General features: G+C 66.7%; 15 protein-coding genes and 1 rRNA gene. 5 read left to right on the top strand and 11 right to left on the bottom strand.

Translation table 11 applies throughout. From position 1 onward, the window contains the following. Window positions 1-106 precede the first annotated feature (106 nt). Complete coding sequence (locus tag ACZ48X_RS18510; RefSeq protein WP_379761968.1) at window positions 107-502, top strand: DUF7528 family protein; 396 nt, start codon at window positions 107-109, stop codon at window positions 500-502. Between the two features lie 63 nt (window positions 503-565). Here ACZ48X_RS18510 and ACZ48X_RS18515 read toward each other — a convergent pair whose 3' ends face one another. From ACZ48X_RS18515 to ACZ48X_RS18550, 8 genes are all read right to left on the bottom strand, one after another. Beyond that, window positions 566-1,597 (bottom strand): phosphate uptake regulator PhoU, encoded by a 1,032-nt coding sequence (locus ACZ48X_RS18515; protein ID WP_336348282.1) that lies wholly within the window; start codon window positions 1,595-1,597, stop codon window positions 566-568. Window positions 1,598-1,738: 141 nt separating this feature from the next. Next, window positions 1,739-2,827 (bottom strand): ATP-NAD kinase family protein, encoded by a 1,089-nt coding sequence (locus ACZ48X_RS18520; RefSeq protein WP_336348281.1) that lies wholly within the window; start codon window positions 2,825-2,827, stop codon window positions 1,739-1,741. Window positions 2,828-3,046: 219 nt separating this feature from the next. Next, on the bottom strand, window positions 3,047-3,739 hold the full coding sequence (locus ACZ48X_RS18525; protein ID WP_336348280.1) for a competence/damage-inducible protein A: 693 nt from the start codon (window positions 3,737-3,739) through the stop codon (window positions 3,047-3,049). Window positions 3,740-3,869: 130 nt separating this feature from the next. Then, entirely contained in the window at window positions 3,870-4,634 is a 765-nt protein-coding gene (locus ACZ48X_RS18530; protein ID WP_336348279.1) for a DUF5803 family protein, read from the bottom strand. 3 nt (window positions 4,635-4,637) lie between these two features. Next, entirely contained in the window at window positions 4,638-5,312 is a 675-nt protein-coding gene (locus tag ACZ48X_RS18535; protein ID WP_336348278.1) for a DUF2110 family protein, read from the bottom strand. After that, window positions 5,312-5,836 (bottom strand): transcription factor E, encoded by a 525-nt coding sequence (gene tfe, locus ACZ48X_RS18540; protein WP_323675223.1) that lies wholly within the window; start codon window positions 5,834-5,836, stop codon window positions 5,312-5,314. The genes ACZ48X_RS18535 and tfe overlap by 1 nt, the downstream gene beginning before the upstream one ends. Before the next feature lie 159 nt (window positions 5,837-5,995). Then, on the bottom strand, window positions 5,996-6,589 hold the full coding sequence (locus ACZ48X_RS18545; protein WP_336348277.1) for a tRNA (cytidine(56)-2'-O)-methyltransferase: 594 nt from the start codon (window positions 6,587-6,589) through the stop codon (window positions 5,996-5,998). A gap of 69 nt (window positions 6,590-6,658) precedes the next feature. Beyond that, window positions 6,659-7,438 (bottom strand): TSUP family transporter, encoded by a 780-nt coding sequence (locus ACZ48X_RS18550; RefSeq protein ID WP_336348276.1) that lies wholly within the window; start codon window positions 7,436-7,438, stop codon window positions 6,659-6,661. A 178-nt stretch (window positions 7,439-7,616) separates the two neighbouring features. On the opposite strand from ACZ48X_RS18550, the gene ACZ48X_RS18555 reads away from it, so the two are divergent. Next, on the top strand, window positions 7,617-8,531 hold the full coding sequence (locus ACZ48X_RS18555; protein WP_336348275.1) for an SDR family NAD(P)-dependent oxidoreductase: 915 nt from the start codon (window positions 7,617-7,619) through the stop codon (window positions 8,529-8,531). A gap of 96 nt (window positions 8,532-8,627) precedes the next feature. Next, on the top strand, window positions 8,628-9,566 hold the full coding sequence (locus ACZ48X_RS18560; protein ID WP_336348274.1) for an NAD-dependent epimerase/dehydratase family protein: 939 nt from the start codon (window positions 8,628-8,630) through the stop codon (window positions 9,564-9,566). A gap of 71 nt (window positions 9,567-9,637) precedes the next feature. On the opposite strand, the gene ACZ48X_RS18565 is transcribed toward ACZ48X_RS18560, so the two are convergent. From ACZ48X_RS18565 to ACZ48X_RS18575, 3 genes are all read right to left on the bottom strand, one after another. Beyond that, complete coding sequence (locus ACZ48X_RS18565; RefSeq protein WP_336348273.1) at window positions 9,638-9,970, bottom strand: BsuPI-related putative proteinase inhibitor; 333 nt, start codon at window positions 9,968-9,970, stop codon at window positions 9,638-9,640. Window positions 9,971-10,140: 170 nt separating this feature from the next. Further along, complete coding sequence (locus ACZ48X_RS18570; protein ID WP_336348272.1) at window positions 10,141-11,373, bottom strand: S8 family serine peptidase; 1,233 nt, start codon at window positions 11,371-11,373, stop codon at window positions 10,141-10,143. 201 nt (window positions 11,374-11,574) lie between these two features. After that, the gene (locus ACZ48X_RS18575; protein ID WP_336348271.1) at window positions 11,575-12,765 is read right to left on the bottom strand and encodes a S8 family peptidase; all 1,191 of its coding nucleotides are present in this window, start codon (window positions 12,763-12,765) and stop codon (window positions 11,575-11,577) included. 199 nt (window positions 12,766-12,964) lie between these two features. Here ACZ48X_RS18575 and ACZ48X_RS18580 point away from each other — a divergent pair, with 199 nt between their 5' ends. Both ACZ48X_RS18580 and ACZ48X_RS18585 read left to right on the top strand, forming a co-directional pair. Continuing rightward, window positions 12,965-13,735, top strand: a complete 771-nt coding sequence (locus ACZ48X_RS18580; protein ID WP_336348270.1) for a DUF2797 domain-containing protein — start codon at window positions 12,965-12,967, stop codon at window positions 13,733-13,735. Window positions 13,736-14,103: 368 nt separating this feature from the next. After that, window positions 14,104-15,576 (top strand): 16S ribosomal RNA (locus tag ACZ48X_RS18585). The last annotated feature ends 127 nt before the right edge of the window (window positions 15,577-15,703 follow it).

Genomic DNA, 15,703 nt, shown 5'->3' on the forward strand with positions numbered 1-15,703 from the left:
CGGAGTACTCACTCTCCGGATCGAGTTCTTCTCGGGTGAGCCCGAGGTAACGACCGACGCATCGAGCGAGCGCATTCAGGTTACTGTCGACGATGCTTGCGTGGAACTGTCCAGAGCCGACGCCGTCGCGCTCAAAGAGCAACTGGGTGACGCCGTCGTCGCCGACCGCGAGTTCTTCCGGACCGCCGGCCGCCACCGCGAGGACGGCTCCTACGAGGTCCGGCGTCGCGGCGCCGACTCCGCCGGGAACGCGAAGGTGTTCCGGGACTTCGACGCCGTCGAACGCCTCTACGAGCGCCTCCCCGAGACGTTCGACGCCGACGACGTCTCGCGGACCGGCATCACGGGGTCGCGACGCCACATGCTCGTCCGGCACTTCGCCGAACATCCCGCGTTCGACTGCGAGATAACCAGTCGAAGCCCACTACGCGTCCGGAAGACCGACGCGGACGCTCACGAGACACGGGAGGGCGACCGAGAAGAGGTGGTCGCGAGCGACTGACGCGGTCTCGCGTTCGTTCGCGAACCCGCTCGCGCAGTCAGTCGACGGTCGCGTGAGACGCGGTCAGTTGATGGTCGTGTGGTCGGACTCCTCGTTCAGCGCGAGGTTCACCGCGATCTCGGCGTTCCGCATCGCGTACTGCGCGGTCTGCTGGAGGCTCACGAGGACCTCGCGGACCTGCAGGAGGTCCTGGTTGTCCATCTCCGGGAGGTCGTTGAGTATCTCGCGCTCCCGGTCGCTGATCTCGTGGAAGAGCTCGCGGGCCGCGATGGTCTTGTCGTAGTCCCGCGTCACCGCCGACTCGACCGCGAGCGCGGTGAGCTCGTCGACTTGCTCGGTGAACTCCCGGATGCGCCGCATCGTCGACTGGTCGACGTTCAACGTGTGACCCTCGGCCTCGAGGACGATCTCGGCGATGTCCTCGGCGTTGTCCGCGGTCAGTTCGAGGTTCTTCGCGATGCTCCGGTAGCCGATGAGCGGGAAGCCGTCCGCGAGCCCGACCGCGCGAGCGAGGTTCGGATTCTGGTACGCCGTGAAGATGAGGCGCAGGAGGAGGACGAAGATCTTGTTCGCCTGCCGCTCGCGGTTGAGCGCGCGCTGCGCGAGGTCCGGGTTCCCGTGCGCGAGCGCCTTCACTGCCTCCCCGCGCATCGTCGACCCCGTCGACTCCAGGCGTTCGAGGAGGTTGTCGAGCGTGAAGTCCTCCGGGTCGACCGAGCACCGGATGGCGATGCTCTCCGGCGTCTCCTCGATGACGCCGAGACCCATGAGCTGGGTCTCCGCACGATAGACCGCGTTGATCTGCTCGCTGTCGAGCGCCCCGGACTCGTTCTCGATACGGATGACTCTGCGTCCGAGCACGTACTGCGCGACGATCGCGCGCTCGACGGCGTCGGCGTCCAGGTCGTCCGCGTGGATGACCGCCTCCGTCTCCTCGCTGTTCGCCGACTCCGGCATCACCGTCAGCGTGCCCTTGCCACCCATCCGCAGGGACACCTCGTCGCCCTTCTCGACGTCGTGTTCCTTCGCCCACTCGGCCGGGAGCGTCATCGCCAGCGTCGACGGCCCGAGCCGCTGCACTTTACGCGTTTCCATGCCCCCGCCTAGGCAACGGTATACCTTATATTTGCCCCTCGTTCCATAATATACCTTCACCTGTCTTCTAGGTCGTCTCTGCACGCGATTCTCGACAGTGGTGTCACAGAAAACGAACGACTGGGCGGCGACGGCCGGCGCTCAGACGACCTTCAGGAGCCGGTGCTCGTACCGGCCGACGCGGACCTTCTGCCAGCCCCGGAGCGACTCGTTGACGGCCTCGTCGTCGGTGTCGACGCGGAGGACGCCGACGTCGTCGAGCTTGCTCGGCGACGCCACCACCTCGACCGTCGACCGCTCGATGACCGGCGGCGATATCTGGTGGTTCCCGCGGCCGAACACGAACCCCTGGCCGCCGATGGGGGACACCACGACGACGTTCTCCTCGCCGAGCGCCGCCAGTATCTCGTCCTCGGTGCCGTCCCGAACGACGACCTCGCCGTCGCGGTAGACGTCCACGCCGAGCGGCGACGGCTCGAACCCGAGCTCGCGCTTGATGGCACCGACCGTACTCCCGGGGCCGAGGACGTACGTCACGCCCTCGCGGACGTCGCCCGCGAACCCCGCGGCGACGCCGTCGACGCTCCCGCCCGCGACCTGCTTCGAGGACTGCACCGCCTCCGCCACCGGGACCGGCACCACGGCACGCAGCGTCGTCCGCACCTCGCCGTCGCGGTACGCCGCCTCGTCGATGTCGTTCACCTCGCGCTCCTCGACCGCATCGAACGACGCGACGACGCGGCCGGCGTCGCTCGGCGTCACCCCGAACACCGACGAGTAGATCTTCACGCCAGCCGGCACGCCAAGCATCGGGACCGCCGCCGTCCCGTCGCCCGCCGCCTCGAGCGCACGAGCGACGTCCACCGCCGTCCCGTCCCCACCCACGAACAGCACGAGGTCCACGTCCGCGTCGACGAACGCCCGCACCGCCGCACGCGTGTCCGCCGCCGACGTCGTCGACGCACCCGCGTCGTCTGGCTCGAACTCGTAGACGACCTCCGGGTCGAACCCGGCGTCGACCGCGGCGTCCGCGCCGAGCTCGCCGCTCGCCGTCACTATCGTCACGTCGTCGCGGCGCGCCCGGAGCGCCGACAGCGCCGTCCTCGCGCGCTCCGGCGCGCGCGGCTGGGCACCCCGCTCGCGGGCCTCCTCGACCAGCCCGTCGGTCCCCTTCAACCCGACGCGTCCACCCATCCCCGCGATGGGGTTCACGACCACGCCCACTCGCATACCCGCTCGTACGGCCGTCGCCGGGAAAAGCAGTCGGTTCCTCTGTCAACGCTTAAGCCACCGGGGTCACAACGCCCGTTCATGACACCGATTCCACTCGCAGCGGACCTCGTCGCGAACACGCAACTCGGCCTCGGCGTCCTCGTGCTCAGCCTCGCCATCACCGCCGGTTGGCTCTACAAGATCTACCAGTAACGACAGCGAACGCCCGCCGTCGATCTACTCCTCGCCGCCGTCGACGCGCTCGCGGAGCCACGCCGCCGCCGCCGCGACCTCGTCAGCGTCCGTGGCCGAGACGCGGATGCGGACGCCGTCGCCCGGATAGCTCCCGACGGTCACGTCGAACTCCGCTTGCACGCGCTCGAAGCGGTCGACGAGAGCCGACTCCGGCTCCGCCGCGAACACCGTCTCGACGTGCGTTTGCTCGCCTTCGAACTCCTCGGCGACGAGCTCGAACATCGCCTTCATCTCGCCCGGCACGCCCGGAAGGACGTACGTCGACTCCACGACCGCGCCCGGCGCAACGCCCTCGACGTTGTGGAGAACGCGCGCGTCCACCGGGACAGCGGTCGTCCCAGCAGCGAGGTCGCCGGCGGCGTACCCGCCGTGCTCGACGAGCCAGTCCTCCACGTCCTGACTGTGCTCGAGGTCGCGTCCGAACGCCGCGGCAACGCCCGCCATCGTCCGGTCGTCGTGCGTCGGCCCCAACCCACCAGTGACTATCGTCGCGTCGTACTCCGCGTGGAACTCGTTCACGACGCGCGCGATGTCCGCCTCGTCGTCCGGGACCGTCATCACCCGTCGAACGCGCGTCCCACGCTCGGTGAGTCGACGACACAACCACGTCGCGTTCGTGTTCTCGGTCTCCCCCGAGAGCAACTCGTCCCCGACGGTGACCACAGCTACGTCCATACCTCCCCCTCGGCGGTCGAGGTTCAAAACGAGTGCGACGCCCAACAGAGAGAACGCCGACGCCGAGTCGACGCCAGGCGAGTCGACACCGACGTCAGCCCATCCCCGGCGGCGGGTCGCGGGCGACCGGTCAGCCCATCCCCGGCGGCGGGTCGCGACCGTCGTCCTGGTCGCTCACGTCCAACCCGAGGTCCTCGCGCTTCTGCTCCAGTTGCCGTATCTGGTAGACGTAGTACGACACGCCGACCGCGCCGATACCACCGAGGACGAGCACGAGCCCAGCGAACAGCCAGATGTCCCGCGCCAGATACCACTGGAGGGACATGTTCCGCGAGAGTTCGTCCCACCGCAGGTGCACGCGGCCCGTCGCCTCGTCGAGCGACCGCTCGTCAGCGCCCGGCGACACCTGCCCGAACAGCGGGAACCCGACCCGCATGTTCTCCGGGAGCACCACGTGATACGACCCCTCGAGGTACGACGGGAGCAACAGTGACTTCTGGTCGGTCCGCGCCGTGAACGCCACCTTCCCCGACGACTGCGGGAGGTTCACCACCGTCGCCCCGCCGCGGCGTTCCACCGTGAGGTTGTCCGCCGTCACCGTCGTCCCGTTCGGATATCGGTACTTGAGCGCCGCTATCGGGAGCGGATTCCGGGACTCGATACCCGGTCGCCACAGCTCGAACTCGGTGCCCTCGAACCCCGAGACGTCGTACACCGCCTTGTACTGGCCGCCCGTGACGTTCACGTAGACGTCCGCGGAGTCGTTCCACTCGTAGGTCGCGTTCTCGTTCAGGCGCTCCTCGTTGACGCCACCACCGAACGGCGACGTACAGCCCGCGAGAGCGGCGAGCGCTGCGAGCGACAGCACCGCGAGGACGAGTCGTTTCCGAGTCATACCTCAGGGGATGACGCAGCGGATCTCCGCCGGCAGGTACTCGCCGATCGCCGCGAGCAACCCCGGCGGGTCCGTGCCCTCCTTACAGACGATGCTCTGCTCGAGGAGCCCGATGCGTTCCACGGTCACGATGTCGCGCGCGTGCCCCGCGCGGTTCACGGTCGCACGCACCTCGGCGCGCGTCGCCGAGTTCACGTTCACGCGCCCGTCGCCGCGCGTCCACTCGTAGAGTTCGTCGCGCTGCGCGTCACTCAACCGACTGGGTTTCCCCTCGCCGCCGTACACGAACTCCAGGGGCATGTGCTGGACGAGCCCGAACCGCTCGCGGACCTGACTCGGCGTCCCCTGCCCGAGCCCGATGTCCTCGGCCGGCACGTACACGTCCTCGCCCGCGTCGAGCACGAACCCCTCCTCGCTCCACGAGTCGAACGTGCCGACGTACGTCTCGCCTTCGTCCATGTGCGCGTCTATCTCGCCGAACTCCTCGGCGAGCACGTTCCGCGCCACCACCTCGTCCTCGCCCGTGACCGTCACGGACGGGAAGCCGTCCTGACGGACGCCGACGTCGAACTCGACGTCCAGGTCCGCGAGCTCGTTCCCCACGAGGCTCTTGAGGCTGTCGACGACGCGGTCGCGAGCGTCACCGGACACGTAGACTTTCGTCGCGAGAACGACCATTATGCGCCCGACTCCACGTTCAGTTCCTCGCGCAGCGCCGCGAGCCGGTCGTCCATCGCGGTGACGAGGCGGTCGTTGTCCATCGACTCCAGGGGCGACCCGCACTCGGGGCACTCGAACCCGAAGTCCATCGCCTCACCGAACTCGAAGCGGATCGAGCACACCTCGCAGAGGTAGAACTCGTGGTTGCGCTCGTACTCCTCGCGGTCCTCGAGCGCCTCCAGCAGGCGATGCATCTCCTCTTCGAGGTTCTCCGGGATGTTCTCGTAGTGGAACGTCCACAGGTACGTGAGCCACCCGGAGTCCTCGTCGCGCAGCCGCCGGTACTCCGCGAGGTCGTTCTCGTAGAGGATGAACAGCGCGCGCCGCACGTCGTTCAGTTCGAGGTCCAGCTCCTCGGCGAGCTCCTCGTCGGTCACTTCGCCGTCCGGGGGTGCAGCCGCAACCGGCATCCCCTTCGGGCCGACCAACTCGTGGAGGTACTTCTGTATCACGGGGTCTTCGAGGAGGTCCTCAAAAGCCATCTTGTACGAAAAGCGGGTCTTGGCGAGTTTAAAACTACCGAACGACCCGCCCGCACGAGCATACGGCCGCCGCCAGGCGGCCGTTTCCATTGGTTGAGGGTGTGGCGAGCGGAACGACCCGCCCGCACGAGCATACGGGCGTCGCCTGGTGTCGGGTGGTCACTCGTCGTCGCCGCTCGCGACCTGGTCGCCCCCTGCGACGCGGTCGGCGGGTGCGTCCTCGGGGTCGACGACGCGCTTCCCGGTGTCCTGTGGGAGGACGACCGCCTCCGGGTCCGCCCACTCGCGGTCGAGTTCGCGGCCGTCGAAGAGCCGGTCGAGGAAGACGGCGAGGCCCGCGACCTCGCTATGGGGCTGGTTCGTGACGCCGACGTTGAAGTCCGCGTGCTCGTACACGTCGAACGGCACCTTCTCGCTGCCGACGACGACGAGGACCGGGCCGTCCGCGTGAGCTGCTCGCACGTCGTCCTCGACGTCCTGGACGCGCTCGCCGTACATCGTGAGGTGGACGACGGTGCCCTCGAAGTTCCGGACGAACCCGACCGTGCCCTCGGTGCATTCCACGTCGAACGGCCCGCCGAAGCGCGCGGTGATGTCGACGACCGTCTCCTCGGCCTGCGCGGCGTTGTCCGGGAGCACGAGTCGATCAGCGCCGAGCGCGCGCGCCGTGAGCCCGACGTGCGTCGTCATCCGGTCGTCGCGCCCCGGCCGGTGCTCCAGGCGGCAGACGACGACCTCGTGTTCACCCTGCATGCCGCACGATTCGGCTGGTGCGCGTAAGCGGGTTACGCTTCGCGCGAACCGACCGGCGCAGGCTCCCGGTCACACGCCGAGGACGCCCTTCGAGAGTAGGCGGACGGCGATGACCGCGAACAGCGCGAGCGCCACCCTCGCGAGGACGGCGTCGTCGACGCGGTCACGGAAACGCTCGCCGAGCGCGACGCCCGCGACACCGGGAACGGCCGCGGCCGCGGACACCCAGAGCGTGCTCCCCGCCTCGAACAGTCCGAACTGCCAGGCGACACCCAGGCGGACGGTGGAGACGCCGACGAGTATCATCGCGAGCACGCCCGCGAACGTCTCCCGGTCGAGGTCGAGGCTGTCGAGGTACGCGACCACCTGGACCGCAGCGTTCGAGACGCCGAACACGACGCCGGACGCGAACCCGAGGAGCGCTTTCATCGTCGTCGTCTCCACGAAACACGTCCGCTCGAACGCCGCGACGCCCGGCACGCGGACGCGGTCCTGCTGGAGGACGACGTACGCGAGCGTGAACGCCCCAAGCCCGGTCGCGACCACGCGGCCCGGGACGACCGAGAGCACAGCCATCCCACCGACCGTCCCGACGACCGCCGCCGCGACGAACGGCCAGAAGCGGCCGACGCACGACCGCAACCCACTCCCAGTGAGCTCGCCGAGCAACCGGAGGTTCGCCGCGAGCATCGGCACGATCATCAACGCAACCGCCGTCGTCGGCGACAACAGGGACGCGAGCACCGCCGTCCCCGCGATCGCGTACCCGAACCCGACCAGTCCCTTCACGACCCCGCCGAGGCCGACCACGACCAGCACCAACAGGACCGTCGACGTCGAAAGCGACACGACCCACCTTTTGACGCCAACGGGCAAAATACCGATGGCGCGCGTGCACGAACGCCGGCCTGGCGTCGCCGACGCACGACCACCAGCGTCGCTGCATCCTCGACGCATGACCACTCGCGCCGCTGCATCGCAGACGCACGACCGGGGACTTATCCCGCGAGCGATTGAAATCCCCGGCATGACACGACCCGAAGCCGTCGCCGGCGTCGCCGACGCCGACCTCGACGGGCGAACCGTCTTCGTGACGGGCGCCACGCACGGCGTCGGCCGGGAGACCGCACTCGCGCTCGGCCGACTCGGCGCGCGCGTCCTCGTCCACGGCCGCGACCGAACCGCCGGGCGCGCCCTCGCGAACGAACTCCGCGAGCTCGACGCCAACCCCGTCTTCGTCCGCGCGGACTTCGCCGACCCCGACGCGCCGAGCGAACTCGCCGCCGCCGTCGCCGACCGCGTCGACGAACTCGACGTCCTCGTGAACAACGCCGGCGCGCACTTCGACGGCCCGAGCCTCGCCGCCGGCGTCGAACGCACGTTCCGCGTCAACCACCTGTCGCCGTTCGAACTCACGCGGGAACTCCTCGACGACCTCGCCCCCCAGGGGCGCGTCGTCACCGTCGCCAGCGCCGTCCACGGACGCGCCACCGCGAGCGACCTCACGACCGAAGCCGTCACCACCGTCGACGACTACGACGGCTTCCAGGCGTACGCGCGCTCGAAGCTCGCGAACGTCCTCTTCTCGCGCGAACTCGCCGCGCGCAACCCCGACAAGCTCGTGAACTCGCTGCACCCCGGGTTCGTCCCCGGGAGCGAACTCTGGCGCGACGCCTCCTTCCCCGTCTCCGCCCTCATGCCTGCACTCGGCGTCCTCCCCGCGTTCGTCCTCGAACGGATCGCCGACACCGTCGAGACCGCCGCCGCCACCAGCGTCTACCTCGCCGCCGCCGACGACTACGACGTCACCGGCGAGTACTTCTCGAACACCAACCCGAAGACACCGTCCGCGACCGCACGCGACGACGACCTCGCCCGCGAACTCTGGGACCGCACCGAATCCCTCATCGCCAACCCACCCACGCCAGCCAGCGACGACTGACCACGACCCGCCCGAAGCCACTGTCCCACCCACTGCCAGCTACGAGCGCATCGTAACATCACAAATCTCATACGCGACTCCGGCGACGTCCCAGGCATGGACCTCACCGACAAGCGCGTCGTCGTGACCGGCGCCGCCGGCCTCGTCGGCTCGCACCTCGCCGCCGAACTCGCCGCCGACAACGACGTCCTCGCCGTCGACGACCTCTCGAAAGGCACGCGCGACCGCGTCCCCGAGACCGTCGAATTCCGACAGCGAGACATGACCGACGAAGCCGACGTCGCCGACACCATCACCGGCGACGTCGACGTCGTCTTCCACTTCGCCGCGTACACCGACACGAACTACGACGACGACCGCAAGCTCTTCGAGGAGAACGGCGGGATGACGTACAACGTCCTCGAACGCATGCACGACGTCGGCGTCGACAAACTCGCGTTCACCTCCTCCTCGACCGTGTACGGCGAAGCGCCCATGCCCACGCCCGAGGACTACGCACCCCTCGAACCCATCAGCATCTACGGCTCCTCCAAACTCGCCGACGAAGCCATCATCTCCACGTACGCGCACTCCTACGGCATCCAGGCGTGGGTGTACCGGTTCGCGAACATCGTCGGCCCGAACCAGCGCGGGAACGTCGTCCCCGACTTCATCGAGAAACTCCTCGAGAACCCGGAGACCCTCGAGATACTCGGGAACGGGCGCCAGGAGAAGTCCTACATGCACGTCGAGGACTGCATCGACGCCATGATCCACGTCGTCGAACACGCCGACGCGGACCTCAACACGTACAACCTCGGCACGCGAACGACCACGAGCGTCAACCGCATCGCCGACATCGTCGCCGACGAACTCGACTGCGACCCCGACTACGAGTACACCGGCGGCGACCGCGGGTGGACCGGCGACGTCCCGAAGATGCGGCTCTCCATCGAGAAACTCAGCGCGCTCGGCTGGGAACCGCCGCGCTCCAGCGACGAATCCGTCGAGAAAGCGACGCGCCAACTCGCCGCCGAACTCCGCGACGAATACTGACCCTTCGAGCACGCCGCACGCAGTAGCGCGGCGGCTCGACGATGGAACTGACCGCTTCGAGAGCCCCCGGACTACACCGAGAACGACGTCGCCGCCTCCGCGTCCACGTCGTTCGACGCGAGCCACGCTCGTGCCTCGTACTCGCCCGACGGCGCATCCTCCCACGTCGCGCCGTACGACGACGACTCGCCGGGCGCCCACGCCTCCGACTGGAGCATCTGCGCGAACATCCGACCCGCCGCGAACGACCACACCTCCTCGCCGTCCTCGAACACCACCACGTCGTGGGTCTGCGCGTTCGAGAACTGGAGCTCCACCGCCTCATCACCCGTGTTCGTCACCTCGTACCTGAACTCGACCGTCCCCTCGTCGACCGTCGCAGACAACGACCCGGAAAGCGTCATGCCCAGCCGTACCCGCGGACGCGACGTAAACTCTTCCCCCATAGCACGATCACCGGGTGCCTTCGGTGGGAGACGCACCGTCCGACGACGGCCACCTCGAAAGAAGAGATTCTCGATTTCGCGTGTGCGCGGACGCGCTCTCGCGCGTCCGCAGGGCGCCACTCCCCGACTCAGTTGTCGCTCGAGTCGTAGCCGAGCGCGCTCGCGACGTCCAGCAGGCCGGACCCGGACTCGTTGCCGCCGAGTCCGATGTCCTCCGCACTGGACTTCAGCGTGCTCCGGACGTTCGACGCGGACATCCCGCCCGCCATCAGCTGACCGGCCGCACCTGCGACGTGCGGGCACGCCATCGACGTCCCCGAGAACGTGTCGTACCCGCCCGGAATCGTCGACCGGATGTCCGAGCCCGGCGCCGCGATCTCGACCTGCGATCCCGTCGACGAGAACGACGACAGCGAATCGTCGCTCGCCGTCGAGGACACCGCGACGACCTCCGAGTACGCGGCCGGATAGCCGACGCAGTCACTGCAGGGCCCGGAGTTACCCGCCGCCGCAACCAGGAACACGCCCTTGTCGGCCGCGTACTGACAGGCGTCCTGCAACGCCGACGACCCGGAGGACGCGCCGAGACTCATGCTCGCGACGTCCCAGCCCTGGTCCGCAACGTACTCCACGCCCGCCGCGATGTCGCTGAACGACCCCGAGCCCTGACTGTCGAGAACCTTCACAGCGTGCAGCGTCGCCTCCGTCGAGACGCCGACGACGCCCTCGGTGTTGTCGTCCGCGCCCGCGATGCCCGCACAGTGCGTGCCGTGGTCGTTGTCGTCGTCCCAGGACTCGTTGCAGCCGTTACAGGTCGCGTACGCCTTCCCCGAGCCTAGGTTCGCCTGAAGGTCCGGGTGGTCCGAGTCGATGCCCGTGTCGAGGATGGCGACGTCCGCACCTGCGCCCGTGTCGCCGTTCGCGTGCGCAACCTCCGCGTCGACGCGGTCGACGCCCCACTCGAGCGTCTGACTCGTGTCACCGCCGTCGCCGCCGTCGCTCCCACGACAGTCCGGCCACGGGTCACAGGACCCCGGCGGGCCGCCACTGGACTCCACCGGGTCGATGGCGTGCATCAGGTCATTCTTCTCGACGTACCGGATGTTCGGGTTGTTCCGAAGCCCCTTGGCGGCCTTGCGCGGAAGTTCAGCTGTGATGGCGTCGAACCCGAACCGTCGACTCACCGAATCCGCCGCCTTCTCCGCCGCCGCTCGCCCTCTCGTCCCCGAGAACCCGATGTTCACCTCGACCTTCTCCGCCGGCTCCCCGCTCGCGAGTCCCGCAGCGCTCGCCCCGACGACCGCGGACCCCGCCACTTTCAGTGCCTGACGCCGACTCACCCGCCTGTCGTTGTCTACCATACAACCAACGGTGATAGCGGATAGTAATTAAAGCTTTCCCAGTCAGCGCGGAAAACAACCAGCTAATATGAAAATATCTGTGTGGGAAGGGGACGGAATAAAGAAAATCCAGTGGAATGCAACATACATCTAGCAGCTTCGGCGGCGAAAAGAATCCGGTGGTGGCTTCGTTTCCCGCTGCAGACCTGGGGCGCGCCCGACTCAGTTGTCGCTCGAATCGAGCCCGAGCGCGCTCGCGACGTCCAGCAGACCCGCGCCCGACTCGTTACTACCGAGACCGATGTCCTCCGCGCTCGACCTCAGCGTACCGCGCGCATCCGACGCCGTCGCGCCGTCAGCCATCAACTGGCCGGCCGCACCCGCGACGTGCGGGCACGCCATCGACGTCCCCGAATACGTGTCGTACCCACCGTTGCTCGCGACCGACGAGTAGATGTCCGTCCCCGGCGCCGCGATCTCGACCTCCGGACCGGTCGAGGAGAAGTCCGAGAGCGTGTCGTCACTCGCCGTCGAAGACACCGCCATCACCTCAGAGTACGCCGCCGGATACCCGACACAGTCGCTACAGGGTCCGGAGTTACCCGCCGCCGCAACCAGGAACACGCCCTTGTCCGTCGCGTACTGGACCGCGTCCTTCAATGCCGACGACCCAGAGGAACCACCGAGACTCATCGAGCCGACGTCGTAGCCCTGGTCCGCGACCCACTCCACGCCCGCCGCGATGTCGCTGAACGACCCCGACCCACACTTGTCGAGGACCTTCACCGCGTGCAGCGTCACGTCCGGCGCGACGCCGACGACGCCCTCCGAGTTGTCGACACCGCCCGCGATGCCCGCACAGTGCGTCCCGTGGTTGTTGTCGTCGTCCCACGACGTGTAACACGTGTTGTCCGCCGGCTTCGCTCCGTACCGACACCCACCCTTCGTCGAACACTGGACGAACGACTTCCCCGCACCCAGGTTCGCCTGCAGGTCGGGATGGTCGGAGTCGATACCCGTGTCGATGATGGCCACGTCCGCGCCCGAGCCCGTCTCGCCGTTCGCGTGCGCAACCTCCGAGTCCGTGCGGTCGATGCCCCACGGTGTCGTCTGCGCGAGCGCGTGCATCTCGCCGTTCTCCTCGACGTAGCGGATGCTCGGGTTCCGGCCGAGCGCGTCCGCCGCCTTCTTCGGCAATCGGACGGTCATCGCGTCGAAGTTGAACTCTCGCACCACCGAGTCCGCCTTTCGCTCCACAGCCGCTTTCCCACGAACGTCGTCGAACCCGACGTTCACTTCGACCTTGTCCGCAGGCCGCGCCTCGGCCATCCCGACGATGCCCGTCGCCGCGAGCGCACCAGTCGCCGCCTTCAGTACATCCCGTCGCGAAGTATGCTTGTCCTTACCAGACATGCACACCAATGGTGATAACCAATGGTATTTAAAACTATCCATGGGTTCCGAAGGCACATGCAAGAAATCCCGACCGACCGCCAGAAAACCTTCAGCATCTTCACTCGGACGAACACGTCGACACCGAACCCCACCCGAACAACCCAAGCCAACCCACCCAAACGGTACCGCTAAACGACACCCACCCCAACCACCACGCGTGCAAATCGTCGGTTACGACCCCGCAAGACCACCCACCGACCAGCCGGCCCAACCCGCAACCCTCCACGTCGCCGACGGCGGCATCGTCCAACACCTCGAACTAACACCCAAGACCGAACTCGCGTACACCCTCCACGACAGACACTGCGCCGGCCACAGCGACGACACCAGTCACCATCCCTGCCCCAACGACGACGCCCCCCACTGCCACCAACACACCCGCACGTGGGCCTGCGCGCGCTGCACAGGTGACTGCAACCTCCCACTCGACGCCTGTACCGACGAACACGCCATCTACCTCGCCGCGTTCGCCCCCGACACCTTCAAAGTCGGCGTCACACGCAGTTGGCGCCTCCAAACACGCCTCTACGAACAAGGCGCCGACCGCGGTGCGCACATCAACACCGTCCCCGACGGCCGCATCGCGCGGCAACTCGAAGCCGAAATCGCCAGCACCCTCACCGACCGCGTCCGCACCCCCACCAAACGACAGAGTCTCGCCACCACCGTCGACGACCACGCCTGGACCGCGCTCCTCGACGAACACGACCCACTCGACACCTACACGTACGACCACGGCCCCCAACTCGACACCGAACCCGTCGCCGAAACCCTCGCCACCGGCACCATCCGCGGCACCAAAGGCCGCCTCCTCGTCCTCGACCACAACGACACCACCTACGCCACCGACCTCCGCGACCTCGTCGGCCACGACGTCACGCCCGAACCAGCAACGCGCGACATCCAAGCCAGCCTCGGCAGCTTCTAGCTATATACAACACCCCAAAAATACGTTCGAAGGCCAAAGAACTGCATCAAAACCAACCGACTATGTACTCGAAACGACGCCCTTAGGTACCTTCGAGGATGGGAACCGATAGCAGGCGCACGACCGAAACAACGGGGTTAAGTATGGACCAGCCATTTCAAAATAATGTGAACGGCGCCCCGGGACGCCCCGGGCGCCAACGTATGAGGATTCCGCCCCTGCGGTCCGCCGTCAAGACGGAATCTGATGTTAGCCTCGACGGTTCGGCGACATCCGATCGGATGCGTCGAACCAGATCCATTTGCAATGTGAGGAACACACTCTATTCGAGTGTGTCCCGCCACCCCCCGAGCCTTGAGCTCGGGACCATTCCGGTTGATCCTGCCGGAGGCCATTGCTATCGGAGTTCGATTTAGCCATGCTAGTCGCACGAGTTCATACTCGTGGCAGATAGCTCAGTGACACGTGGCCAAACTACCCTATGGACAGGCATAACCTCGGGAAACTGAGGCCAATTCCTGATACCGCTTCCCTCCTGGAATGGGAGAAGCACCAAACGTTACGGCGCCATAGGATGTGGCTGCGGCCGATTAGGTAGACGGTGAGGTAACGGCTCACCGTGCCCATAATCGGTACGGGTTGTGAGAGCAAGAGCCCGGAGACGGTATCTGAGACAAGATACCGGGCCCTACGGGGCGCAGCAGGCGCGAAAACTTTACACTGCACGACAGTGCGATAAGGGAACTCCGAGTGCGAGGGCATATCGTCCTCGCTTTTCTGTACCGTAGGGAGGTACAAGAATAAGGGCTGGGCAAGACCGGTGCCAGCCGCCGCGGTAACACCGGCAGCCCAAGTGATGGCCGATATTATTGGGCCTAAAGCGTCCGTAGCCAGCTGAACAGGTCCGTTGGGAAATCTGCTCGCTCAACGAGCAGGCGTCCGGCGGAAACCAGTCAGCTTGGGACCGAGAGGACCGAAGGGTACGTCTGGGGTAGGAGTGAAATCCCGTAATCCTGGACGGACCACCGATGGCGAAAGCACTTCGGTAGATCGGATCCGACGGTGAGGGACGAAAGCTAGGGTCACGAACCGGATTAGATACCCGGGTAGTCCTAGCCGTAAACGATGCTCGTTAGGTGTGGCGCAAACTACGAGTTTGTGCCGTGCCGTAGCGAAGGCGATAAACGAGCCGCCTGGGAAGTACGTCCGCAAGGATGAAACTTAAAGGAATTGGCGGGGGAGCACTACAACCGGAGGAGCCTGCGGTTTAATTGGACTCAACGCCGGACATCTCACCAGCTCCGACAGTGTGCAGTGACGGTCAGTGTGATGAGCTTACCTGAGCCACTGAGAGGAGGTGCATGGCCGCCGTCAGCTCGTACCGTGAGGCGTCCTGTTAAGTCAGGCAACGAGCGAGACCCGCACGCCTAATTGCCAGCAACACCCTTGTGGTGGTTGGGTACATTAGGTGGACTGCCGCTGCTAAAGCGGAGGAAGGAACGGGCAACGGTAGGTCAGTATGCCCCGAATGAGCTGGGCAACACGCGGGCTACAATGGTCGAGACAATGGGATGCAACCCCGAGAGGGGGCGCTAATCTCCGAAACTCGATCGTAGTTCGGATTGCGGACTGAAACTCGTCCGCATGAAGCTGGATTCGGTAGTAATCGCGTTTCAGAAGAGCGCGGTGAATACGTCCCTGCTCCTTGCACACACCGCCCGTCAAAGCACCCGAGTGGGGTCCGGATGAGGCCACCTAACGGTGGTCGAATCTGGGCTCCGCAAGGGGGCTTAAGTCGTAACAAGGTAGCCGTAGGGGAATCTGCGGCTGGATCACCTCCACTGACCGGGACCAACCCACACCGGGTTGGCCCATCGACGCGTCCGATCGGGCGCTAACGAACCGTCGAGGCTATACACTGAGTTCGATGCCGGATACCCAACGAGGGTGTCGGGTTCGACTCCCGAC

This window comes from Halorubellus litoreus (genome assembly GCF_055378595.1).

Excerpts from the sequence above, each read along its gene's own strand:
- ACZ48X_RS18520 (WP_336348281.1), bottom strand. The coding sequence starts at position 2,827 with ATGCGAGTGGGCGTGGTCGTGAACCCCATCGCGGGGATGGGTGGACGC.
- ACZ48X_RS18525 (WP_336348280.1), bottom strand. The coding sequence starts at position 3,739 with ATGGACGTAGCTGTGGTCACCGTCGGGGACGAGTTGCTCTCGGGGGAG.
- ACZ48X_RS18575 (WP_336348271.1), bottom strand. The coding sequence starts at position 12,765 with ATGTCTGGTAAGGACAAGCATACTTCGCGACGGGATGTACTGAAGGCG.
- ACZ48X_RS18560 (WP_336348274.1), top strand. The coding sequence starts at position 8,628 with ATGGACCTCACCGACAAGCGCGTCGTCGTGACCGGCGCCGCCGGCCTC.
- tfe (WP_323675223.1), bottom strand. The coding sequence starts at position 5,836 with ATGGCTTTTGAGGACCTCCTCGAAGACCCCGTGATACAGAAGTACCTC.
- ACZ48X_RS18535 (WP_336348278.1), bottom strand. The coding sequence starts at position 5,312 with ATGGTCGTTCTCGCGACGAAAGTCTACGTGTCCGGTGACGCTCGCGAC.
- ACZ48X_RS18565 (WP_336348273.1), bottom strand. The coding sequence starts at position 9,970 with ATGACGCTTTCCGGGTCGTTGTCTGCGACGGTCGACGAGGGGACGGTC.
- ACZ48X_RS18530 (WP_336348279.1), bottom strand. The coding sequence starts at position 4,634 with ATGACTCGGAAACGACTCGTCCTCGCGGTGCTGTCGCTCGCAGCGCTC.
- ACZ48X_RS18570 (WP_336348272.1), bottom strand. The coding sequence starts at position 11,373 with ATGGTAGACAACGACAGGCGGGTGAGTCGGCGTCAGGCACTGAAAGTG.
- ACZ48X_RS18545 (WP_336348277.1), bottom strand. The coding sequence starts at position 6,589 with ATGCAGGGTGAACACGAGGTCGTCGTCTGCCGCCTGGAGCACCGGCCG.
- ACZ48X_RS18515 (WP_336348282.1), bottom strand. The coding sequence starts at position 1,597 with ATGGAAACGCGTAAAGTGCAGCGGCTCGGGCCGTCGACGCTGGCGATG.
- ACZ48X_RS18555 (WP_336348275.1), top strand. The coding sequence starts at position 7,617 with ATGACACGACCCGAAGCCGTCGCCGGCGTCGCCGACGCCGACCTCGAC.